This is a genomic window from Verrucomicrobium spinosum DSM 4136 = JCM 18804 (assembly GCF_000172155.1).
Classification (GTDB): domain Bacteria; phylum Verrucomicrobiota; class Verrucomicrobiia; order Verrucomicrobiales; family Verrucomicrobiaceae; genus Verrucomicrobium; species Verrucomicrobium spinosum.
The window spans coordinates 534,924-557,117 of sequence record NZ_ABIZ01000001.1 but is presented as its reverse complement, the minus strand read 5'-3'; the positions used below and the strand labels follow the sequence as shown (position 1 = coordinate 557,117).

The 22,194-nt window shown below is 60.9% G+C and carries 20 protein-coding genes; 19 read left to right on the top strand and 1 reads right to left on the bottom strand.

Annotated features, from left to right (window positions below; translation table 11 throughout):
• Positions 1-36 precede the first annotated feature (36 nt).
• From VSP_RS02085 to VSP_RS02065, 5 genes are all read left to right on the top strand, one after another.
• Positions 37-1,395 (top strand): DUF58 domain-containing protein, encoded by a 1,359-nt coding sequence (locus VSP_RS02085; RefSeq protein WP_009958403.1) that lies wholly within the window; start codon positions 37-39, stop codon positions 1,393-1,395.
• 29 nt (positions 1,396-1,424) lie between these two features.
• Complete coding sequence (locus VSP_RS02080; protein ID WP_009958402.1) at positions 1,425-2,444, top strand: stage II sporulation protein M; 1,020 nt, start codon at positions 1,425-1,427, stop codon at positions 2,442-2,444.
• A gap of 47 nt (positions 2,445-2,491) precedes the next feature.
• On the top strand, positions 2,492-3,268 hold the full coding sequence (locus tag VSP_RS02075) for an RDD family protein (protein WP_009958401.1): 777 nt from the start codon (positions 2,492-2,494) through the stop codon (positions 3,266-3,268).
• A 205-nt stretch (positions 3,269-3,473) separates the two neighbouring features.
• Positions 3,474-6,098 (top strand): PVC-type heme-binding CxxCH protein, encoded by a 2,625-nt coding sequence (locus VSP_RS33440; protein WP_009958400.1) that lies wholly within the window; start codon positions 3,474-3,476, stop codon positions 6,096-6,098.
• Between the two features lie 206 nt (positions 6,099-6,304).
• Positions 6,305-7,099, top strand: a complete 795-nt coding sequence (locus VSP_RS02065; RefSeq protein WP_157210689.1) for a dienelactone hydrolase family protein — start codon at positions 6,305-6,307, stop codon at positions 7,097-7,099.
• An 811-nt stretch (positions 7,100-7,910) separates the two neighbouring features.
• Here the strand turns inward: VSP_RS02065 and VSP_RS02060 are convergent.
• Complete coding sequence (locus VSP_RS02060; RefSeq protein WP_009958396.1) at positions 7,911-9,908, bottom strand: type II secretion system protein GspD; 1,998 nt, start codon at positions 9,906-9,908, stop codon at positions 7,911-7,913.
• 345 nt (positions 9,909-10,253) lie between these two features.
• Between VSP_RS02060 and VSP_RS38790 the strand changes: the two genes are divergently transcribed.
• The 14 genes from VSP_RS38790 to VSP_RS01990 all read left to right on the top strand — a co-directional run bounded on the left by VSP_RS38790 (position 10,254) and on the right by VSP_RS01990 (position 22,174).
• Entirely contained in the window at positions 10,254-11,978 is a 1,725-nt protein-coding gene (locus VSP_RS38790) for a choice-of-anchor K domain-containing protein (protein WP_009958395.1), read from the top strand.
• A 33-nt stretch (positions 11,979-12,011) separates the two neighbouring features.
• Positions 12,012-13,085: a type IV pilus twitching motility protein PilT gene (locus VSP_RS33430; protein WP_009958394.1), complete on the top strand. Its 1,074-nt coding sequence runs from the start codon at positions 12,012-12,014 to the stop codon at positions 13,083-13,085.
• Positions 13,072-13,944, top strand: coding sequence for a hypothetical protein (locus tag VSP_RS02045; protein ID WP_009958393.1), 873 nt, complete (start codon positions 13,072-13,074; stop codon positions 13,942-13,944). The genes VSP_RS33430 and VSP_RS02045 overlap by 14 nt, the downstream gene beginning before the upstream one ends.
• A gap of 35 nt (positions 13,945-13,979) precedes the next feature.
• Positions 13,980-14,528: a hypothetical protein gene (locus VSP_RS02040; protein ID WP_009958391.1), complete on the top strand. Its 549-nt coding sequence runs from the start codon at positions 13,980-13,982 to the stop codon at positions 14,526-14,528.
• A gap of 27 nt (positions 14,529-14,555) precedes the next feature.
• Positions 14,556-15,116, top strand: a complete 561-nt coding sequence (locus VSP_RS02035) for a hypothetical protein (protein ID WP_009958390.1) — start codon at positions 14,556-14,558, stop codon at positions 15,114-15,116.
• Positions 15,113-15,970, top strand: coding sequence for a hypothetical protein (locus VSP_RS02030; protein WP_009958389.1), 858 nt, complete (start codon positions 15,113-15,115; stop codon positions 15,968-15,970). The genes VSP_RS02035 and VSP_RS02030 overlap by 4 nt, the downstream gene beginning before the upstream one ends.
• 31 nt (positions 15,971-16,001) lie before the next feature.
• The gene (locus VSP_RS02025; RefSeq protein WP_009958388.1) at positions 16,002-16,958 is read left to right on the top strand and encodes a PulJ/GspJ family protein; all 957 of its coding nucleotides are present in this window, start codon (positions 16,002-16,004) and stop codon (positions 16,956-16,958) included.
• 7 nt (positions 16,959-16,965) lie between these two features.
• On the top strand, positions 16,966-18,384 hold the full coding sequence (locus VSP_RS02020) for a hypothetical protein (protein WP_009958387.1): 1,419 nt from the start codon (positions 16,966-16,968) through the stop codon (positions 18,382-18,384).
• A complete protein-coding gene (locus VSP_RS02015) occupies positions 18,381-18,821 on the top strand; it encodes a hypothetical protein (protein ID WP_009958385.1) in 441 nt (146 codons plus the stop codon). Before VSP_RS02020 ends, VSP_RS02015 begins: the two co-directional genes overlap by 4 nt.
• Before the next feature lie 24 nt (positions 18,822-18,845).
• A complete protein-coding gene (locus VSP_RS02010; RefSeq protein ID WP_009958384.1) occupies positions 18,846-20,075 on the top strand; it encodes a type II secretion system F family protein in 1,230 nt (409 codons plus the stop codon).
• Positions 20,076-20,279: 204 nt separating this feature from the next.
• Positions 20,280-20,666, top strand: coding sequence for a type II secretion system protein (locus VSP_RS33425; protein WP_009958382.1), 387 nt, complete (start codon positions 20,280-20,282; stop codon positions 20,664-20,666).
• A gap of 94 nt (positions 20,667-20,760) precedes the next feature.
• Positions 20,761-21,231 carry a type II secretion system protein gene (locus VSP_RS02000; RefSeq protein WP_009958380.1) on the top strand — a complete coding sequence of 157 codons (471 nt, stop codon included), beginning with the start codon at positions 20,761-20,763 and terminating at the stop codon, positions 21,229-21,231.
• 13 nt (positions 21,232-21,244) lie between these two features.
• The gene (locus VSP_RS01995) at positions 21,245-21,652 is read left to right on the top strand and encodes a prepilin-type N-terminal cleavage/methylation domain-containing protein (RefSeq protein ID WP_198141294.1); all 408 of its coding nucleotides are present in this window, start codon (positions 21,245-21,247) and stop codon (positions 21,650-21,652) included.
• A gap of 18 nt (positions 21,653-21,670) precedes the next feature.
• Positions 21,671-22,174 carry a prepilin-type N-terminal cleavage/methylation domain-containing protein gene (locus VSP_RS01990; RefSeq protein ID WP_009958377.1) on the top strand — a complete coding sequence of 168 codons (504 nt, stop codon included), beginning with the start codon at positions 21,671-21,673 and terminating at the stop codon, positions 22,172-22,174.
• Positions 22,175-22,194: the final 20 nt, after the last annotated feature.

Here is a 22,194-nt window from a genome sequence, read left to right as displayed (position 1 = left end):
TCTGGTGTGTGTGCTGAGTTGACCTGAACCGCCCCCATGCTCGTCCCCTCCAACCGCCTGCTACTTTTCACCGGCATTCTGGGCATCCCGCTCTTTGCCCTGCTGGGTCTTGCCGAGGCCCCAGTGGCGGCGATGCTGGGTGTGGCCGTGTTGCTGCTGCTCATGGTGGCCTTGGACGCCCCCAGTGCCGCCGCCTCTCTGCAGGCGCTAAAAGTGAAGCTCCCCGAGACGATCCGCACCTCAAAGGGGCGCGAACTGGTGATGGAAGCCACCCTCACCAATCCCGGTGGGCGCTGCAGCTGGTTGCGCGTGGGTCTGGGCTTCCCGGAGGGGTTGGACAGTGAGCGCCCCATCCTCAATCCCACACTCAAGAAGGACCTGGAAAACACCCGCCTGACCTGGAATCTGAAGGCCGTGGAGCGCGGAAATCACCTCATCCACCGGGTGCACCTGGAGGGCCGCTCGCGCCTGGGCCTCTGGCATGCCCGCCGCTCGCTGCCCTGTAAGACGGAGTTCCGCGTGTACCCCGACCTGACGAGGGAGCGCAACGTGCTGGCACCTCTCTTTTTCCGCAGGGGAGTCATCGGCATTCACCATGTGCGTCAGATCGGCAAGGGGCGGGAGTTTGAGCAGCTCCGGGAGTATGCCCCGGGCGACAGCTACGATGACATCTTCTGGCGGGGCACGGCCAAGCGCCGCTTCCCGGTGACGAAGATGTTTCAACTGGAGCGCACGCAGGAGGTGTACGTGGCTATCGATGCGTCCCGCCGCAGCGCCCGGCGGCTGGACCAGTTGGCCGAGCAACAGGAGGCCGGATTCCTGGCCAAGACGCATCTGGAACGCTTCATCCAGGCCACACTCGTGCTGGCTCTGGCTGCCGAGCAGCAGACGGACAAATTTGGCCTCATCGTCTTCTCCGATCGGGTGCAGCGCATCATCCCCGCCGGGGGTGGGCGCAGTCACTACAACACCATCCGGGACGTTCTCTACACCCTGCAGGCCGATCCCGTGAGCCCGGACTACGAGGACGTTTTCATCCACATCGGCAACCGCCTGCGTCACCGTTCCCTGATGATCTTCCTCACAGATCTGGGTGAACCCTGGCTGTCCGAGCAGTTTGTGGAAGGCGTGAGCCTGGTGGCGCGCCGCCACGTGGTGCTCACCCACATGCTGGGGCAGAAGGAGATCGCCCCCCTTTTTGGCAAGGGCGATGAAATCAAGAACGACGAGGAGCTCTATGGTCGCCTGGCGGGCCAGCTACTGTGGAATGATCTTCAGGAAACCACGCGGGTGCTCAAGCAGCGCGGGGTGCACCTGACCTCCTCCCTCCAGGAGAACTTGGTGGCGGATGTGGTGAACGAATACCTGCGCGTGAAGAAGCGCCAGCTCATCTAGCTCCGATAGCCCCGGACCGAAACGCACCCATGATCGCCGATCTCAAGACTTTCATCGAACGGGAACGCCCTGTCTGGCAGGAACTGGAGCGGGAGCTGGGGCGGGTGCGCGAAGGATTGGCCTCCCTCTCAGACTTGAAGTACTCCCGCCATCTGCTGGCCCTCTATCAGCGCGCCTCGGCGGACCTCGCCCGCATTCAGGGATATTCCGCCGAGCCCGAGTTGAAAGCCTACCTGGAGAATCTGGTGGGTACTGGCTACGCAGAGATCCACTCCGCCACCCGGAATCCCCGACACTTCAAACCCTGGCACTGGCTCACCCGCACTTTTCCTGACACCTTTCGTCGCCAGATCTGGGGCTTCAACATGGCGGTCATCCTCACCTTCGTGGGGGCGCTGCTCGGAGGGATTCTCGTCCTGCATGGCCAAGAGGGGCGTGAAGCGATCTTCCCGTCCCAGTTCGGCCACCTGGTGGAGCAGACCCCCAGTCAGCGTGTGGCCCGGGAGGAACGACCCACCGAATTTGACCGTATGTCCGGGCACAAGGCGAGCTTCTCTGCCGAGTTAATGCAGAACAATATCACCGTCTCCCTGCGGGCTCTGGCCTTTGGCATCACTTTCGGGATTCTCACCGTAGTCTTGCTGTTCTACAACGGTGTCATTCTCGGCGCCGTGGCGGTGGACTATGTGATGGACGGCCAGGTCGTGTTCCTCCTGGGCTGGCTGCTGCCGCACGGTTCCATTGAGATCCCTGCCATCCTGGTCGCGGGCCAGGGCGGGCTGGTGCTGGGACGCGCCCTCATCGGCTGGGGCACGCCTCACCGTTTGCGGAAGCGACTTCGACTCATCACCCCGGATCTGGCCACCCTGGCAGGCGGTGCCGCCGTCATGCTGGTGTGGGCGGGCATCGTGGAGGCCTTCTTCTCCCAGTACCATGCCCCAGTGCTCCCTTACTGGGTGAAGATTACCTTCGGTACTGTGGAGTTGGTCGGACTGGCCGCTTTCCTCTTCCTCTGCGGTCGTCGCGCCACCTCGACACCCGCCGCCTGACCTCACGGACACCCGTTTCTTTTTGCTCCTTTTCGACGCGCCCTGCCATGAACGCCAGCCGCACCGCCACGCTGCAGATCGCCACTCCGGAGGGTGTATCCTTCTCCCTCCCCCTGGCCGGCCCCTTCACCCGGGCGGTGGCGTTCTTCATTGACTTCGTAGCCATCATGGCCGCCATGAACGTCATCGCCCCAATCCTGCGCGCCATGCAGTTCCTCGGGGGAGACACAGGCGTGGGGCTGGCGATTCTGATCCAGTTTGTGTGCATGGAGGGAGCCCGCATGGCGATGGAACTGCTCTGGCGGGGCCAGACGCTGGGAAAAAAGGTGATGGGCCTCCGCGTCATGGATGAGAGCGGGCTGAAGCTGCGCCCCTCCCAAGTGGTGGTGCGCAATCTCCTGCGCTTCGTGGACATGCTGCCGTTGTTCTACGCGGTGGGCGGGCTTGTGGCCCTGTTCACGCCCCGTTCCCAGCGCCTTGGGGACCTGGCGGCAGGCACAGTGGTAGTGCGCACCCTCAAGACGACACCACCGGATGTGGCCTCCGTCCTGGCGGGCAAGTACAACTCCCTGCGCGACCACCCCCACCTGGAAGCGCGACTTCGCCAGAAGGTGGGACCAGAGGAGGCGCAGGTGGCGCTCAATGCCCTGGTCCGTCGGGAGGAACTCACCCCCCAAGCACGCATCACCCTTTTTGAGAATCTGGCCACCCACTTCCGCGAGCTGGTCAAATTCCCCGAAGAAACGATCCACGGGCTGAGCGATGAGCAATACGTCCGCAATGTGGTAGAGACCATTTTCCGTCGGCGCAAAGGCACGGACTGAACCCAAAGCGGCTAAATCTGGCAAGCCCGGCTCATTTCTTGCGATCCGGCTGAAACAGCGGGAATCTGCTGGCCGATATGTGACCCGTGCCGCCCCCAGGCGGGTCTGCTGGAGGATTGGAATGTCCAAATCCACCATCGGCGCGCTGTTCTCTGGTCCCAATCTGCCCGCTCTTGCCATTGTTGTAGTCATCTGATCCATCCAAATGAGCATCCGTTCCCTTGCCATGCCCTTGACCGGGGTCGCCCTGTCGCTGGCCACACTCACCTCGCCAGCCCAGGAGGCTGCCAAACCCAACCCGCCTGCGACAGCGGCCCCCAAGGAAGACCGCACCAAGAATCGCGGGCCAGAATCCGTGGAGCTCAAATTCAAGCTGCCTCCGCCGCCCGTCCTGAGCCCGGAAGAAGCGGTGAAGGCGATCAAGGTGGCCAAGGGCTTCAAAGTGCAGCTCGTGGCGGCAGAGCCCATGGTGGAGTCCCCCGTGGCCATGAGCTGGGACGACCAGGGCCGCCTGTACGTGGTGGAGATGCGCGGCTACATGAACGATGTGAACGGCGCGGGCGAGGACCAGCCGATCGGTCGAATCAAGCGGCTCGAAGACACGGACGGCGATGGCAGGATGGACAAGTACACGGTCTTCGTGGACAAGCTCCTCATGCCCCGAGGGGTCATGGCGCTGGGGAATGGGGCCATTGTCGCGGAACCGCCGAATCTGACCTTCTACCATGACACGGACGGCGATGGCGTGGCTGACAAACAGGAAGTCATCGGCGGCAGCTATGGCACTGCGGGCGGGCAGCCGGAGCACATGGCCAACTCTCCCACCTGGTGCATGGACAACCTCATCTGGAGCGCTGGCTACGGTCAGCGCATCCGTTACAGCCAGGGCAAGTTCACCTCCGAGCCGACCAAGAGCGGTGGCCAGTGGGGCCTGACCCAGGACGACTGGGGTCGGCGCTATTTCAACTACAACAGCGATCTCCTGCGCAGCGACCTCCTCCCGCCAGCGGTGTATGAGCGCAACCCGAACCTGACCGACCGCCTGGCGCTGAACTACCAGGTGATGAAGGACCAGACCACCTGGCCTGCCGTGCCGACCCCCGGGGTGAACCGCGGCTATACTGAGAAACAACTGCGCCCTGACGGCCGCCTGGCCACCGTCACCGGGACCTGCGGTGCCGGCATCTATCGCGGCGACCTCTTCCCCAAGGAATTCCGCGGCAACGCGTTCATTCCTGAACCCTGCGGCTACCTGGTGAAACGGCTCGTGCTCAGCGAAAGTGGCGGCGTCTTGAGCGCAAAGAACGCCTACACGGAGACGGAGTTCCTCACCTCCACGGACGAACGCTTCCGCCCGGTGAATGCGTACAATGGTCCCGATGGTGCCCTCTACATCGTGGACATGGCGCGCGGCATCATCCAGCACAAGTTCTTCCTCACCCACTACCTGGTGGCCAACATTGAGGCCCGCAAACTGGAGCAACCGGTCAACCTGGGCCGCATCTACCGCATCGTCCCCGAGGACAAGCCTGCCCCGGTGGCAGTGAGACTGCCCAAGGAGTCGGCAGGTATCGTGGCGCTTCTGGCCCACGCGAATGGTCATGTGCGCGACACCGCCCAGCGCGTGCTCGTGGAGCGCGGCGACGCCTCATTGGCTCCCGCCATCGCAGAGATCGCGGCCACAGCGGAACTGCCCCAGGCTCGAGTCCAGGCACTCTGGACGCTGGAAGGATTGAAGGCCCTCACCCCGGAGGTGCTCACTGCCGCCCTCAAAGACTCACACGAGAAAGTGCGCGTGGCTGGCGTGCGTCTGGCCAACCTCCTGGTGATGCCAGAGCTCTACAAGATGCTCAATGACTCCAGCGCCGAGGTGCGGGTGCAGCTGGCGCTACAGCTCAGCGCCCAGCCTGGTGCGGACGCGATGAAGGCCGTGCTGACCCTCTTGAAGAAAGGCGGCAGCCCGCTGCTCAACGACGCCATCACCTCCGGCCTGCGCGGTCGTGAGTTGGAGTTCCTGCAAGCCCTCCTCGCGGAACCTGCGGGCAAGACGGACACCCTCGTGACCAGCGGCCTCGTCCAGGTGCTCGCCAACTGCATCACCACAGAACGCAAAGCGGCCCGAGTCAGCGGCCTGCTGGAAGTCGTCGCCGCCCAGGCCCCCAACAGTCCCCGTCAGTTGGCTCTCTTGAACGGCATGGCGGGCACCCCATTGGACAAGAAGGCCAAGGCCCAGCCGCGCAAACTTCTCTACCTGGAGGCCCAACCCGCCGCTCTGACCGCCCTGTCCACGAAACTCGCTGGCAACAAGGCGGCCAAGACCCTGCTCACCACGGTGGACAAAGCGCTCGCCTGGCCCGGCAAACCCGGCGTGCCCCCGCCGCCAGTGGTGAAGCCGCTCACCGCCGATCAACAGGCCCAGTTTGAGAAAGGCAAGCTCATCTACGCCGGACTCTGCGCCGCCTGCCACCAACCCGGCGGCACGGGCCTGGAAGGACTGGCCCCGCCCGTGGTGGATTCCGAGTGGGTCACCGGCCCCGTGGACCGCCCCGCTCGCATCATCATGCACGGGCTGAGCGGCCCTGTGACCGTGAGCGGGCGCACCTGGCATCTGGAAATGCCACCGCTGCCTCACCTGACGGACGATGACATCGCCAACGTCCTCACTTACATGCGCCGCGAGTGGGATCACACCGCCTCCCCGGTCTCGGCCAAGGAGATCAATGCCATCCGCACCGCCAATGCTGGCCGCACCAAGGCCTGGACCGCAGATGACCTGAAAACGCCCTTGAAACCAGCCGCGAAGGAAGCACCCAAAGCGGCCTCCAGGTAGGCCGGCACCCCAAGGTTGCTTCCTGAAACTCTGACAACACTTGAGGCCGGTGTTCCCAGCGAACACCGGCCTTTTTGTGGACAGCGGGGGCGGGGGGCGCATACGCCCCGGAGTGTCAGACTGGATGTCTGCACGGGGAAAATTTAGTCGCGATGGCGTGGCGCAAGTTGCTTGCCATCCCCTCTGGATGCCGCCTTGATATCCCGATGAAAACCTTGCCTCTCTCCGGCCTTCTGGCCGCCCTGTGCACCGTCTTCGTGTTGACTCCGATGAACACCCAGGCTGGAATCAAAGAAACCGCGGTGGAATACACGTCTGCCGGCACCACCTGCGAAGGCTGGCACGTCTATGACGACGCCAAAACCGGCAAACTCCCCGCAGTGTTGATTGTGCACCAGTGGACCGGCCCCAGCGACTACGAAAAAATGCGGGCCCGCATGCTCGCTGAGCTGGGCTACAATGTCTTCGTCGCCGACATCTACGGCAAGGGCATCCGCCCCCAGCCACCTGAGGCTGGCAAGGAAGCGGGCAAGTACAAGAATGACCGCAAACTCTATCGCGAACGCCTCACCTCCGCCTTCAATCTGCTCGCCCAGAACGAGCACACCGATGTCAGCAAGATGGCCGTGATCGGCTACTGCTTTGGCGGCACAGGCGCCCTCGAACTGGCCCGCAGCGGCACCCCGGTGAAAGCGGTGGTGAGCTTCCACGGCAGCCTGGGTTCCCCCACGCCGGAAGATGCCAAGAACATCAAAGGCCAGGTGCTCGTCTGCCATGGTGAGGATGACCCCTTCGTTCCCGGCGCCGAAGTCGAAGCCTTCCACAGCGAGATGAAAGTCGCCGGTGTGAAGTACAAGTTCGTGGCCTATCCCGGTGCCGTGCATTCCTTCACCCAGAAGCACGCCGGTGACGATGTCAGCAAAGGCGCCGCCTACAACGCCGAAGCCGACGCCAAATCCTGGGAGGCGATGAAGGAGCTCTTCGCCGGGACATTGAAGTAACCCGTATCAACATCTGAACCCTTTCGAAGCGCCGCGATTGCGGCGCTTCTTTTTTTAGATGGATGGAGTCACCACCCTCGTTCCGAGATCGAACGATCAAGGTTCGATGTCATAACGCTTTTGCGAGATCGCACACCCCTCCGCGTTCTCACGAACGCAGCCACAAAGGCAGCGCTTGGATGCTCGTGGATGCATTCGTCAGAATGCGTTCAGTACGCCCGGCCCCCGACGCACCATTGCCTCTCACCACGTCATCGCCCACACACCCCTCCGCGTTCTCACGAACGCAGCCACAAAGGCAGCGCTTGGATGCTCGTGGATGCATTCGTCAGAATGCGTTCAGTACGCCCGGCCCCCGACGCACCATTGCCTCTCACCACGTCACCGCCCACACACCCCTCCGCGTTCTCACGAACGCAGCCACAAAGGCAGCGCTTGGATGCTCGTGGATGCATTCGTCAGAATGCGTTCAGTACGCCCGGCCCCCGACGCACCATTGCCTCTCACCACGTCATCGCCCACACACCCCTCCGCGTTCTCACGAACGCAGCCACAAAGGCAGCGCTTGGATGCTCGTGGATGCATTCGTCAGAATGCGTTCAGTACGCCCGGCCCCCCGACGCACCATTGCCTCTCACCACGTCACCGCCCACACACTCCTCCGCGTTCTCACGAACGCAGCCACAAAGGCAGCGCTGGGAACCCATCTTCCACACACCGCGCCCGAAAAAACGTCCGCCGGACGGTGCTGCACCCGCAGCACCACTCCTGGCCCACTCGACCAGGAAATCTGTTCTGGAAAAGCTCCTGCTCAGTAATAGCTCTTCTTGAAGAGCGCCCGGCGGTGCTTTTTCACATCGTCCAGCAAACCGGCAATCTGCCACTTGTATTTGTTGAGCTCCTCCCACTTGTCTGGCTGCGCGGCCAGATAGTGATCCACTTCAGCGCCAAGCTTCTTCACAGCGGCTTCAAGTTCATCAACACGGGCATAGTCCTCCTTGGTGCCGCGGGCCTCCAGAATGGTCTGCTTGATCTCGTCGCTGCTGCGTTGCAGGAACAGGATGCCTCCCGGGATGGCGTTGATTCCTCCAACCAGTCCGCCGTCTTCTCCAATGCGTGGAGTCTTGGGCATGAGTTCCTCCGGCTTGCGAGGCAGCACCGACTGGGGCTTCTCCGGCAGACCGCCATCGCGCACATCAATGAGGGAGGGCGTGATGAAGATCATGAGGTTCTTGTGATTCTTTGCCTTGCCCTTGGTTTTGAAGGCGTACCCAAGGATGGGTATTTTTCCTAGAACCGGAATGCCCTGCTCACCTTCCTGCTCACGAGCTTCGTCCAGGCCACCCACTGCGACCGTGTAGCCGTTGTTCAACTCCACCGGGGCGCTGTACACACGGCTCGAAGCCACGGGATAGGGATTCCCTTGAATCACCTCGGTACCGATGATGCTGGAGACGGTGATGGCGAGGTTCAGGTTGATCTTGTCATCCATCATACGCTTTGGGAGGATGTTGATGACCGTGCCGATGGGCAGGTAGCTGATGGACGATGTCGTCGTGGAGCCTGTGCCCAGGCTGGTGGATGCAGATCCTCCCAACACCGGCTGGTTCACCACGCTGCGGATCACCACCTCGCGGTTGTTCGTCGTCACCATGCGCGGGTAGCTCACCGTCCTGGTCTCCTGGTCCTTGAGCATGGCGCGCAGTTTGATGTTCACATCCTGGGCGCTCAGCACTGCGGTGGAGGGGGCCAGGAAGGCCTTCGCCTCATTCAGGTTGCCAAGGGATAGCAAGTTCGAGAGGTCTGCGCGGTATCCGCCTTCAGTCTGGGCAATGTTCGTTGTGTTGACGGTCTGCTGCCCCGTCTCGGGGTCTGACGTCACCGAATCGACCTGGCGAAAGAGACCGCTTTGGCCAAAGGTGCCGGACCAGTCCACCCCAAACTCCTTGGCTGGATCACGGCTGGTTTCAAAGAACTTCACCTCAATGGCGATTTGCGACTGGGGTTTGTCGGCTGCGGCGAGATAGCCTTCCACCCACATGTGCTGCAACCGGGTCGCCACCACATAGAGCGTGTTGGAGTCCGACTTCCACAGCACCTTGGGCTTGCGGATGTTGCCATAGATATCCAGCGGCACTCCATTGGTTGCAGGTCCTGCGGGAGCTGCTGCGGTGGGCTCTGAGAATCCCGCACCAGCAAGAGCGACAATGCCGCCGCCTCCGCTGCTCCCGTTCTCCGGCCCCAGGTCGAGGATGGCGCGGATGTCGTTGATCAATTCGCTCCGCTCTGTCCGGAAGGTTTCGCGGGCACCTTGGAGGTCCACCCCGCCAGACGTCACATTCCCAGAACCGCTCCCGCCTTCACCGCTGGTTGAGCCCGACTGCGGCATACTGATGGCGCTGCCGCCGCCTGCGGAAATCTTGGAGACCCTCTCCATGGAGTTGTGCTTCACCAGGTAGGCCTTTCCGATGAGCTCCTTGTCATCCGCCGAGCGAACATACCAGATGCCTCCATCAGGCACCAGCGCCAGACCGTTGGCCTTGCACAACGTCTCCAGCGCCTGAAAGGGGCTCGCGTTCAGCGTGAAGGTGATCAAACGGTCCGCCTCAGGGCTGCCATCCGGTAGCGAAAAGAAGGACATCCCTGCATCCGTGGCAAGAAAGCGGATCACATCACCCAGCATCGCCTTCGAAAACTCGTACGGGCGGGATGGAAGAGACCGGAGCTTGGCGGCCTCAGCCTCATACTGGGGTGAGGTCAGCCGCATGAGGCTGACATCCTGCCCAGCGACAGGGAGCAGCGAGCCCATGAAAAGGAGGCTAAAGCAAAGCCATGAGCGGTGGAGGTGTTGCATAGTGGTGGTGTTAGCTATGACAATTATGGATTCGACGGCCAATTTGTAAAGGGCTTTTAATATTAACCGTGAATAATCTAATTTTTGCGAGATTCCGGACGCGTCCGACCCCCTAATCATCACCCATTTGCGGGGATTTCCTTAGAATGGTCCCGCGACTAAGCTCAGTTTGTCTCTCTGGATGATTGAAAAGCGTGCTTTTTCAAAAAAGCAATATGCTCTACCCGTCCAAAATACAAATACCATAAAATGTTTATCAAAAAGCTTGAGATTTCACACTCATTGTCAATATTGTGAATCATGTCACTCGCCAATCATCGACATAAAAATCAGAACCGACCCGGCTTCACGCTGGTGGAACTGATTTTGGCGATCGCCATCACCTCTGTGCTGGCTGCTGTGGTCGTGGTGAACATGGCTGGCACCAAGATCGCGGCGGAGGAGACAAAGCTGAAGGTGGACGTGAACAAGCTGAACAACCTGATCTCCCTTTATGTGGCAGATGGAGGATCCCTCGCAGGTGCGACCACCCCCCAAAGCGTGGTGGACAAATTGAAGACGGTGAGGACGAATGCCGATGCAAAGCTCCAGGCTGGAGCGTTGACCGGGCGGTATGTGGACATCCGGCTGGCAGCCAGGGTGCAAAACAGCACTGAAGCGTCCACCTCCGCACCCAGAGCCCTGTGGAACTCAACGACAAAGAGGTTTGACATCGTCAGCGCCCCCGGGGCGGCGGGAGTGTCCGACTTTGTCCTTGATGATGCGCTCGCGGAAACACTCTACCCCACAGAAAGCCGTACGCGGACCACCATGCAATATAATGGTGCCAACGGCTGGGTGTGGGCACCGGACGGGAACAACCGGAACAACGCGTTCCTCAACCCCGCGAATGCCACTTTGAGTCTTCAAGACAACGTTTTTGACCCCACCATCGCTCCGCCCACGGAGACGACGAGCGGGAGTACCACCAGCGGGAGCACGACCTCCGGGAGCACAACAAGTGGCAGCACCACCAGCGGAAGCACCACCTCTGGGAGCACAACAAGTGGCAGCACCACCAGCGGGAGCACCACCTCTGGGAGCACAACAAGTGGCAGTACCACCAGCGGAAGCACCACCTCTGGGAGCACCACGTCTGGTGGCACCACCAGCGGCGGCACGACAGGTGCGACGACCCCGACGACGCTGCCCAAGCCCATCAACCAGCCAAACGGCGCCACCTACTCTGAGGCCAACTTCCCCGCGACGGTGACCATCAACTCGAATGGTGCCCCCTCCGTGGGAAGCGTGCTGCGCTACCGCAAAAACAGCGGCTCGTGGACTGACTACACGGGGCCGATTCCAGTAGTGTCTGGGGACAAGATCGAGTCCAAAAATTTCACAACGCTGCCGCTCCTGTACAAAGACGGCAGCTCTGACTCCGACACCTACTACAAGCTGGTGGCCAGCTTCACAGGCTCGCACACCCCCATCTGGACAAGCATCGCGGGCGGCAGCAACCTGAAGCACACCACGGACAACACTGACCCGGACAGCATCACCGTAAGCCACGGGGACACCCGGCTGGACCTGGGCGGCGGGCAGTACCTGGATGCCGGGGTGGAGAACCGGATGGACTTCAACCGGAGCAGTTTCTCAGGAGCCACGGCCAACACCGACTTCAACCTGGGGGAAATGATCATTCTCAATGGAACCACCTTCAATGACTCGGAGGCCACCAGCGCAACCCTGCGGCTCACGATGGCGCTCACCCAGCCGGTGACGCAGAGCGGCACCATCGACATCAACTTCACGATGGTGAGCACGCCCAACACGAGTGACCGCCTGGCCAGCGCGGACACCGTCACGGTCCAGAACCCCACCACCAGTTTCAAGGTCACCACAGGGGGGGTCACCTACACCCTGCAGGTCCGGCTCGTCAGCCTGGATGCGGACTCAGGCGTGGTGTCAGGAAACACCTTCTACATCTACGAGGGCGCCTCTGCCCGTGCTGCCTTGGTGGGCAAGTTCGTGAGCAACAAATAGCCCCCCCCCAATTTCACTTTCCCCCTTCTCTGCATGACTCCGCAAGACGACATCCACGAGCGCAGCATCCTGGGACAGCGCATCCTGCAAATCTCCCAGAACTCAGGGATCAGTGATTTTTACATCACCCCGTGGGAGCCGCTGGTGTACCGGCTCAATGGCAAGCTCTACTATGACGTCTATACTTATGAGCCCACGGTGGCGATTGAGGCGAAGCCGGGCACCCAAGACTATGCGGTGAGCATGGGCGGGCGTCGCTACCGCGTGAACCGCCTCTCCACCCGCGGTCGCTCCCGCTGGGTGCTGCGCCTTCTGCCAGAAAACATCCCCACCCTGGAGAACATCTATCTTCCGCCGCCGGCCATCAAATCGTTCCTGGAGGCGAAGAACGGGCTCTTCCTCGTCTGCGGAGCCACGGGCAGCGGCAAGTCCACCACCATTGCCGCGCTGGTGCTGGAGCGGGCCAAACGCCGCCAGGAGCATGTGATCACCTTTGAGGATCCGATCGAGTATCTCTATCCCCAAGGGCTGCCCTCCCTCATCTCCCAGCGCGAGATTGGGAGTGATGAGCTAGACTTCGGCACATCCCTGCGCGCCGCGTTGCGCCAGGCACCTGATGTGATCGTGGTGGGGGAAATACGCGATGGTGAAACCGCTGAAATTGCCCTCCAGGCAGCTGAAACCGGCCACCTTGTGGTCGCCACGCTGCATACCTCCAGCGCCGCACAAACGGTGCAGCGCTATCTCAAACTCATTTCTTCTGAACGGCTGGAGAACGCCATGCTCTCCTTTGCCGACTCCTTCCGTGGCATCCTCTGCCAGCGCCTGCTGGCGGACGACCAGAAGCAACGTCGTTTCGCCATTCACGAACTCCTCCTGCCTTATGACTCCGTCTGCGGGGTCATCCGCCGTGGCGAATTCAAGAAGCTCGATCACGAGCTCGAGGCTGGCATGACCCGCGGGATGATCAGCTTCGACCGCAGCCTCCAGCAGCGGGAGTACGAAGGCTGGAAACCCGCTTTCAACCGCCCCACGGGTTTCACAGAAAACGAGGTGCTCGACTACCTCCAGAAAGAACAGCTTCTCTCCTCCTATGCCGCTGCTTGATGACATCAAAAGTGTGCTGTCCTTCGCCGCCTTCCGGCCTGAGCCAGACGACGCAGAAGTCGCATGGAACAAGCGCTTTCAGGGACGGCGCAGCTTGCTGCTCAATGTGAGCCGCGGCCATGTCTCCTGGCGGGGCTTGACCAAAAAGGGGCGCTTCCAGGATGCCGGCAACAGCGAGGGCGAGTTCGCCGAGGTGGCCCCTCAAAGGGCCGAGGAATGGCGCTCTCTCACGGAGGGTGGCTGGGTCAATGTCTCCATCAACAACCGCTTCATCATCTCCCTGGAGAACAATCTGAGCCGCCGCAATAACAGCGACGAGCTGCTGCGCACCAATCCGCGTGCGGTTCTTGGAGCCAAGTTTGACCGTGGCAAGAGGTACGCCCTTTTCCACCACCTGCACTCGCCGGCCACGCTGCTTCTTGCCTGCGATGACTCCATGGTGAAGACGACGGAGGAGGTCTTGAAGGCCAACGGTCTCAAGGCCGGCCGCATCTGCTGCGGTCTCTTTGCGCTCCTGGAGCAGAAGCTCGCAGAGCTCTGCAACGACCCGAAATCCGATCCCAACGGCAGCTTTGTTCTCATCGTCTGCTGTGAAGGATCCATCGCCGCGCTCGTCCAGCAGGCCGGTCAGTGGACAGACCTCCGCTGCCGCAGCGGCATCGGCTCTGAGAGCCTGGACGCCATGATCCAGATCATCGCCCCCCTCATCCAGAAAGCCCAGCCCGGCACGCCGGTGTATTTTGTGCACGACGGCAATGACCCCAAGTTTGCCGCCGCCATGATGGAACTCCTGTCCAGGGTGGACGGGAAGGATCTCACCATTGAGGACCAGATCTGGTCAGCCATCGGACTGAACTAGCGCATTGTTTCCTTCTACCTGCATTCCTTTTCCCCATGCACCAGCTCTGCCACGACTTTAAAAGCCCGCGCCCGGACAGCTCCCAGCGCCTCCCCCAGATATTCATGCTGGTGCCGGTGATGTTCTACGTGGTGCTGCTCGGCGGTGCCTACCTGGGCGTCACTTCGTACCTGGGCTATCGCAACGCCCTCGCGAGCCGGGATGAATGGACGCAGGCCCAGTCGGAACATGAAACGGCCCGCATGCAGTTCGACACAGAGACGGCAGGGGTGCTGAAAGAGAAGTTCAAGGCGGAGAAGATGGCCCAGTGGATCGAGGGCACACGCAGCCTGCAGCCCATCAGCGTCGCCATCGCCCGGTGCCTGCCGCCAGAGATCACGATCTCCGAGATGTCCCTGGAACGGAGCCTGGAGCTGCCCCAGCAGGTGAGCCTGACGGTGCTGCTCAACAATGGCACCCTGGAGGATGTCTCGCGCATTCAGGCGGCAGTGGGACTGCTCAACTACCGCCCCTTCAACAGCCAGCAGGCCAAGGCCGGCGAGGCTCTGGAATACAAATCCATGCTCGTCTGGCAGCAGTTCTAGACTTTCACGCTCCACTCACAACCCACCATGAACGGCAAGAAAATAGCCTGCGTGATCCTCATGATGATCGTGGCCGGCATCACCTACGGAGCACAAATGTTCCAAAAGCGTGCCAAGGCCATGCGTGAGGAGGCCGAGAGTGCGGAGTCCTCTGCCACCAATGCCCAAACGATGCGTACTGTCGCGGAAACCGCCCTCATCCGCACCAAGTACGACACCCGCGAGCTGCGCGAGTTCCTCAAACAATGGGAGCCGGAACTGCTGAAGATCCAGACCGGCCAGGAGGCAGAGCAGGCCTTGCTCAGCATCGTCAGAAACAGTCACATCCTTACCGTCTCCCAGAAATTTGAAGTGAAGGAGAACCGCGCCAACCCCCTGGTGCCGAAAAGCCTGCAGGGCACTCTGGTCGTGCAGGATGACTATGCCAAGACCATGAACTGGCTCGGCGAGCTGGAGCGACGCCTGCCGCTGGCCCGCATCGCCGTGTGCCGAATCCGCCAGGGGGAAAGCGGCCGTCAGATCAACATGGAAATCAACTTTGACATCCCGATGGTGAACCTCAAGGCCGATCCGGAGGTGAAGAAATGAAGGCAGCCTTCTTGCATCGTTTCCTGAAATCCGTCCTGCGCCCTGCGCCCGCCCTCGTGCTGGCGGTTGCATGCGTCGCAGCCCCTGCCCAGGAGAACTTCATGCCGGACGCCGCCGCGCCCGGTGAGGAAAAACCCGTGGATGTAAAGTACTCCCTGATCCTGCCCAATCAGAAGACCAGCGAGCAGGTGAAGGAAGGTGAGCGCAACCCGTTCACCAAGGTCAATCAAGGCGTCCAGAACATGGACGCCAATGGAACGACGGAGGAGAACGAGATTCGCGACCGGCTTGCAAAGTTGCGCGTGGTCGGCGTCTCCCCCGGCCAGAGAGGATTGCGGGTCATGCTGGGGGACATGGTGCTGGAACCCGGCGAGGATGTTCCCCAAGTCCTGCCGGAGCAGACGCTCTCCCTCCGGGTCGGTGCCATCTCTTCACGCGCCATTGAACTGGTGTGGGTGGAGAAGAAGCCCACCGGACTGCCCGCCCGTACTCTGACGATTCCTGTGGATCTGCGTCCCTATGTGCGGTCCATCCTGAAAGGGCAGGCCAATACCGTGAACCAATGGGAGAAAGAGAAGGCGGAAACCGCCCGGGGAGTGGTGGCCACAGAGTTCCCAGAAGTCGCCCAGACTGCGGCACAAGCCCCCAGTCAGCTGGCTCAAAATGACCGGGGCCAGGCAAAGCCGCCGGGCGCAACTCATCCCGCGCCCCCGCTGTCAGGTCAGCCCCCGGTAGAGGCCGGAAAACAGCCGGCTTCCGAGCCGCTTGCCATTCCCCCGCTTCCCCAGCTGGAAGAGGCCATGAGCTTTCTCAAGAAGCTGGTGCCACTCAGCGGCAGCGCAGAAAAGAAATAACTCCCCCCTCTGTAGATCGACGCAGGTTGAAATGAAGGTGCTTCCCAAACAACCCTCCGGCTTTTCAGCCGCGGAAATGCTCGTCGCCACGATGGTGGGGGCCGTGGTCATGGGCGCAGCGGCCCTGGCTTACAGCACCTTTGTACGCGCTCAGCAACGGTTCAATGACGTGGCCACAGTGCGTCTGCCGTCCAATGCCAAGAGCAACTTCTATCCCGGCCAGTCGGGAACGGACATCTCCACCTACATGGCGCCCAACTACGGCAGCCTGGCCCGGGCCGAGGCCCTGAGGGAGAAGTTCATCACGGACACCGCCCAGTCCGTGGCCGTGTATTGCCTGTATCGCGGGAACAATGTCTTCAACACCGTCCGGCCGGCAAGCATCGCCTCGCCGCCCTCGGGTACACGCATGGACACCCCCGAGGCGTTCCGGACCTATCTCGCGACCGCCGTTTCCGGCTCAGGGTCCATTTTCACCAGCTACCGCAACACGGGGGTCACCCCCAACTACTCCGTGTTCTTCCTGGGCTTCTCCCAGACTGCCTCCACCATTCCCGTGCTCGCGGTCTATGATGTGGACTTTGTGGACGCCAAAAATCCCAGCGCCACCAGTACGAGTCTAGGAACTTACGCCTGCGTCCGCCGCTATGTGAACGGCGGCCTGACCGGCTACTATGACGTGATCTACCGCGCCAGCGGGGAGACGGAGTCCTTTGTCCCGCCCGTGGTCGCCTTTGAGCGGCGCTCCCTGAAGGCGATCACGGAGGGCACCACCACCATTGACCGGTTCAAGGTGGCCGCTGAGCAGCCATTCTACTTCATCTTCTGGCCGGATCCCGCCATGGATTCCCTGGCCCTGCCCGCCAACGTGAACACCGGCGGGGTGCTCAACGGCAGCTACGGCACCACCGATCCCCGGCGTGCCTACAACCATATGGCAGGCCGGACGGCCTTCATGTTCACCACGCCGATGTTCCCCTCCACCTAGCAGATCCATGCACCGCCCCTTCTCCCGCAACAAGTCTCGTCATCCTCGCGGCGCCGCGATGATGTTCGCGCTTGCCATGGTGCTGGTGGGTGCCATAGCCGTCACAGGCATGATCTGCGTGCTGGGGGCACGGCTCCAGCAGTCCGAACGCATGGCGTCGGCCAGCCAGCGACGCCTGGCCTGGACCAACACCGAGGCGGCCAACCGCCAGTACGGCTATGTGTACAGCATGCGGGACACGGTGAGCCGCTCGGCCAGCAGTGCCTCGCTCGCCAGCAACTGGGGCGGTCTGCAGGCGACGGCCTACACCAATCTGTCCGCCTTCAGATCCACCCAGCGGCCCGACGACCAGATTGTTTCCTACCCCTTCAACAACATCCAGGTGCCCCCCACGGTGGACTACGGGTACTTCTACGAGCGCACCACGGCGGACTCCAACAGCAATCAGGCGGAGCACGTCAGCATGTTCAACTACCTCAAGAGTTATCCAGCCCAGCTCCAGGGCGACCTCCTGGTGCTGCACAAAAGAGCCGTCACATCCGGTGACTACTACCTCTCCGACAACCTCCGCGTGGACGGGCGCGTGGTCATCTATGACGGGACCGCCCTCACCACCGATGTGCGCGCCAACAGTTACATCCACATGAAGCCGGGCTTCACGAACTCCGTGAAGAACAATGCAGGCACGGCCGCGCAGCTGCCGGAGAACTACGCCATCACGCCCACCGCCACTGCCGGGTACGGCGGCACCAGCACCCCCACCGCCGTCACCAACGGGACGTTGAAGATGATCAACAACACGGACTTCACGCCGGGGTCACTCCTTCATCTGGGACAAACGACGGGGAGCTGGACAAACTACACCTCCACTTCCAGCGACGTGGGCAACTCTTCTTCAGCGGTCCAGATTTCGAAGTCGTCCAAAGTAATCACCGTCCGGTTGAAGCACACAGGCCTCACTCATGTGCGCATCAATGCCGCTTTTTCAGAACTGGTGCTGGAGGGTCAGACCACCGCCAGCGACTACACCAACGCCGACGCCCTCTCTCCCATCATCGTCTGGCTTGAGTCCAGCTCCGTCCTGAACATCAAGATCACCGGCGAAAACAACCGACGCCTCATATTCGCCGCCGGCCCGGGCAACGGTGACAACCTGAACCTCAATTTCCAGAGCACCAGCCTCGTGTCCGGCGGCCCCCTGAGGTGGAGGATGAACCTCATCTCTGAGTACCGCAACACCTACATCAGCCTGCCTTCTTCTGTAAACGTCCAGATGACCGGCGGCATCCGCACCAACTGGGCCGTCAACTGCACCGACTCCGGCAGCACAGTGCGCATCATTTTACAGCGCGAGACCACCCCCCAAGACTTGGAGAAGCTGCTGCCCCGGGACGGCTGGATGGAAACCTACTTTCTCGTTCGATGAAACCATCTTTCCAGAGCCGCCCTGGCGGATACACCATCCTCGAAGTGCTCGTGGCCTCCGCCATGGTGGGGGTGGTCATCGGCGGTGCGGTGGCACTTGCAGGCACGATGAACCTCCAGGTGGAGACGGCAGAAGTCACAGCCGTGGCGATCAACTACCATGACAATGCCTCCCGTCTCTGGCAGCTGGGACTGACCCCCTCCGAGGTGCTCGCCGTGCTGCCCCATGTCACGAACAACCGCATGCTGGAGTCCGCCATCGTCCCCTCTGGCACCGCTCCGGGCATCCAGGTGAGCTTCACCGGGGAAGGCACCACCACCCTGGCCAACAGCATGGGCACGCTGGAGGACGTCACCTGCACCGTGACCATTCGCAATCCAGTCTCCACCGCACACCAGACTCTTTCCTCAGAGGTGTACCGCCCCAGCATCCGCTAGTTCATCAGGCTCATTCTTTTTGTCATGCTCAAGAAAGTCCTCATCACAAACATCCACACCGGCGGCAGGCACGAGTCGTACGTGGAGACGGACACGCATGAAAAGGCCATCATTGGCTCCGGCATGTCCGGAAACGAGACCGCCACCATCGAGGACATCGTGGGCCTGGATGAGACGGTGCACAAAATGACCCTGCCCAAGGAGAACTTGGAGGACCGCGTCGTGTTCTTCAATGGCCTGGCCCGCTGCCTGGAGCGGAACATCGGCATGATCAAGAGCTTGCAGCTCCAGGCCAACCGCGTCAAATCTCCCAAGTACCGCGGCGTCATTGCAGAGATGGTCTATGACCTCTCCATTGGAGAGAAATTCAGCGATGCCATTGCCAAGCATCCCTCCGTTTTCCCAAAGGAACTGCTCAGCCTGATCATCGCTGGCGAAGAAGCCGGCCAGCTCTCCGCCGTCTGCCGGCGCATTGGCACTGCCCAAAAGAAGACTGCCCGCATCATCAAGAAGCTGAAAGCGGGGCTCATTTACCCTGCGATCGTCATCGTGCTGGCCGTGACCGTGGTGATCATCATGAGCTTCACCCTGGTACCGGCCATGCAGAAGCTCTACACCTCCCTCAATGTGGCCTTGCCGATGGGGACCAAGGCGCTGCTGTTCGTTTCCAACACGCTGGTCCACCAACCCTGGACGGTGGCCATCCCCATCGTGGGCATGATCCTTTTCTTCAAGAACTGGGGACGCATCTCCAGCACGCGTTCCGCCCAGTCGTTGTTTCTCAAGTTGCCTGTCATTTCCACACTGGTGCGGAAGTCGGCTTCTGCAGTGAGTTTCCGGTGCCTTGCCATGCTGCTAGAGGCTAATGTGCGACTCTCCAGCGCCCTGGCCATCACTGCCGAAGCCTCCTGGCACTGGCAATACAAGGAGTTCTTTGAACGCCTGGCCAGCCACATCAACGTCGGGCGGACCATGCATGAGTCTTTCCTCATCGAGTCCCACTGGCTGGGTGAAGACGGAAGGTCCATCTGCGGTTTGATCGAGCTGGCATCCGAAACGGGTGCCGGCACAGAAATGCTCAACGAAATCGCGGACGACTACGAGGACGAGCTCGATGGACTGGCCAACCAGGTGGACAAGATCATCGAACCCATCACGATCATGTTTCTGGGTCTTATGGTGGGTTTTCTCGTTTACGCGATTTACGCGCCCATCTTCAGCCTGGGTGACGCCATCCTCCCCGGTCGAAAATGAGAATCAACATGCGAAGAAACGTAAATTTCACCTGAAAACGAATCACCCTTCTCAGATTGGCCATAATGACGATAATTTTGAGTTGACGCTAATCTAAAAAATGATAGATTCCCCACTGTTATCATAAATGAGCGAGCGCAGCTCCTCTTTTTGAGACAGCTCCCATCAGTAACCATAAAAACTAGTACTCAGACAACACTACCCATGAAAAACACAGCACGTAAAAACATCATCGCCCAAGGCTTCAGCCTTATTGAAATGCTGGTCGTGATCGCCGTCATCGGTGTGATCGCCGCCATCGCCATCCCCAGCATCAGCGGCATCAATGACGCCGCGGCCAAGGGCAAGGACCAGCGCAACGCCCAGAACGTTGTTTCCGTCTTTCAAGCGGGGCAGGCCGCCGGTGTGACTTGGAACACCACTTCCGCCGAAGCAGCGTTCGACGACGTCGTCGCTGGTAAAAAAGGCACTGGAGCATTTGATGGCAAGCTCTTCCAAGTTCCTGGCCTGGGTGATGCCGAAAAAACCGGAGCTCTGAAGTACATCTCCACCAACGATTCCGGAATCTACTACGACAAGGACAAAAAGTAACGGTCGCCGAGCTGCAGCGCCGGCTTGAATCCCAGCGCGGGCCCTTTGGCCAGGCCATTGGGCCCGCCCGCATTCCAAACCCCCTGCTCTTCTCATGAATCCATCAACCTGCCGGCACCCACGGGCCTTCACCCTGGTCGAAGCGTTGGTGACCATTGCCATCCTTTCCATCATGGCGGGAGTGTTGATCAGCGCCTTCTCCAGCGCCACGACCGACGCCAGCCGGATGATCGCCCGGCAGCAGCAGGCAGCAGTGCAAAATGCCGTCAACGCCTGGGTCAATGGGGACACGAACCGGGTGAACGTCATCAACGCCACCACAGGTGCAGGGAAACTCCGGACGGTGGAGGAGATACGCACCGACTACAACAGCCGCACCACCTCCCTGGCCCGGTTGAACCTTGTTTCCGGCTACCTTGACGATCCCACAAAGAACCACTTCTTCAGCAGCACGACCAATTCGGACAAGATCAAGAGCGAAGCGCTCACCGCGACGAAGCAATTCCTCACCCTTCCGACTTGGGCATCTGGCTCTTATCCGCAGGTCCAACTCAATGCGGAGTAACAGAATCCCGCTTATGCACAGCAGTTTTTCCACCCGGTGCCGCAGTTCCATGCGAGCGGCTTTTTCTCTTGTAGAGATGCTGGCGGCAGTCGCCATCATCGGCATCATCGCCTTTCTGGCGATCCCGAACTTGATCAAGATGCGCAGTGACAGTGAGCGCAATGTCGCCATCGCCCGCGCCGAGGCCATCAACATGGGCATGGCCACGTTCATCCAGGTGCGCGGCCGCACCCAAGCCGTCTCAGACTGGACCGCCGCCACCACTGACCAGGCCAAGTACGCCAAGATCGCCCCTTACATCTCCTTCTCAGAAACGAACCTGACCGACTTCGTTCCCAACGGGTACAGCATCACCTTCCGCACCATTGACCCTCTGGCAAAGGTCACCTTGAAACAAGGCTCCACGACGATAAGCTATTGACCGGCAGCCCAAAAAGCCATGAAGGGAACCCATGCCATGACAGGCTCGCACCGGAAGCCGGCGGGCATCTCCATCGTGGAGATCATCGTCGTCATTGCCGTGATCTCAGTGATTGCTGCGATTGCGATCCCCAGATTCAGCGACATGACCACCAGTGCGCATGCTGCGGTTGCGAAGAACGCGCTGGAGACGCTGAATACAGCCGTGCACCGGTTCAACATGAGCAACTACGAACTGCTCTTCACCGGCGTGGCCCCCTCCGGTCAGGATGAAATGCTCATTCTGCGCACCATGCAGTACCGCGACCCTGAGAATCCCAAGCCCGGGTCGCCCTACATGAGAAATGATTGGAATCCCGGCATCTCCAGCAGCATGGATGACTACCGCTTGATGTGGACTGGCACCCTGTACAAACTTCTTCCTCCTGGCGCGTCCGGCACCGGCCTGAAAGTGGCATTTGACGGCTCTGACCTCGGCACGCCGTTCAGCTTTCCTCCCAACTTTACGATGGCAGGAAAGTAGCCGGCCCCTTCTCCGTCCCA

Excerpts from the sequence above, each read along its gene's own strand:
- VSP_RS02085 (WP_009958403.1), top strand. The coding sequence starts at position 37 with ATGCTCGTCCCCTCCAACCGCCTGCTACTTTTCACCGGCATTCTGGGC.
- VSP_RS02080 (WP_009958402.1), top strand. The coding sequence starts at position 1,425 with ATGATCGCCGATCTCAAGACTTTCATCGAACGGGAACGCCCTGTCTGG.
- VSP_RS02075 (WP_009958401.1), top strand. The coding sequence starts at position 2,492 with ATGAACGCCAGCCGCACCGCCACGCTGCAGATCGCCACTCCGGAGGGT.
- VSP_RS33440 (WP_009958400.1), top strand. The coding sequence starts at position 3,474 with ATGAGCATCCGTTCCCTTGCCATGCCCTTGACCGGGGTCGCCCTGTCG.
- VSP_RS02065 (WP_157210689.1), top strand. The coding sequence starts at position 6,305 with ATGAAAACCTTGCCTCTCTCCGGCCTTCTGGCCGCCCTGTGCACCGTC.
- VSP_RS02060 (WP_009958396.1), bottom strand. The coding sequence starts at position 9,908 with ATGGGCTCGCTGCTCCCTGTCGCTGGGCAGGATGTCAGCCTCATGCGG.
- VSP_RS38790 (WP_009958395.1), top strand. The coding sequence starts at position 10,254 with ATGTCACTCGCCAATCATCGACATAAAAATCAGAACCGACCCGGCTTC.
- VSP_RS33430 (WP_009958394.1), top strand. The coding sequence starts at position 12,012 with ATGACTCCGCAAGACGACATCCACGAGCGCAGCATCCTGGGACAGCGC.
- VSP_RS02045 (WP_009958393.1), top strand. The coding sequence starts at position 13,072 with ATGCCGCTGCTTGATGACATCAAAAGTGTGCTGTCCTTCGCCGCCTTC.
- VSP_RS02040 (WP_009958391.1), top strand. The coding sequence starts at position 13,980 with ATGCACCAGCTCTGCCACGACTTTAAAAGCCCGCGCCCGGACAGCTCC.
- VSP_RS02035 (WP_009958390.1), top strand. The coding sequence starts at position 14,556 with ATGAACGGCAAGAAAATAGCCTGCGTGATCCTCATGATGATCGTGGCC.
- VSP_RS02030 (WP_009958389.1), top strand. The coding sequence starts at position 15,113 with ATGAAGGCAGCCTTCTTGCATCGTTTCCTGAAATCCGTCCTGCGCCCT.
- VSP_RS02025 (WP_009958388.1), top strand. The coding sequence starts at position 16,002 with ATGAAGGTGCTTCCCAAACAACCCTCCGGCTTTTCAGCCGCGGAAATG.
- VSP_RS02020 (WP_009958387.1), top strand. The coding sequence starts at position 16,966 with ATGCACCGCCCCTTCTCCCGCAACAAGTCTCGTCATCCTCGCGGCGCC.
- VSP_RS02015 (WP_009958385.1), top strand. The coding sequence starts at position 18,381 with ATGAAACCATCTTTCCAGAGCCGCCCTGGCGGATACACCATCCTCGAA.
- VSP_RS02010 (WP_009958384.1), top strand. The coding sequence starts at position 18,846 with ATGCTCAAGAAAGTCCTCATCACAAACATCCACACCGGCGGCAGGCAC.
- VSP_RS33425 (WP_009958382.1), top strand. The coding sequence starts at position 20,280 with ATGAAAAACACAGCACGTAAAAACATCATCGCCCAAGGCTTCAGCCTT.
- VSP_RS02000 (WP_009958380.1), top strand. The coding sequence starts at position 20,761 with ATGAATCCATCAACCTGCCGGCACCCACGGGCCTTCACCCTGGTCGAA.
- VSP_RS01995 (WP_198141294.1), top strand. The coding sequence starts at position 21,245 with ATGCACAGCAGTTTTTCCACCCGGTGCCGCAGTTCCATGCGAGCGGCT.
- VSP_RS01990 (WP_009958377.1), top strand. The coding sequence starts at position 21,671 with ATGAAGGGAACCCATGCCATGACAGGCTCGCACCGGAAGCCGGCGGGC.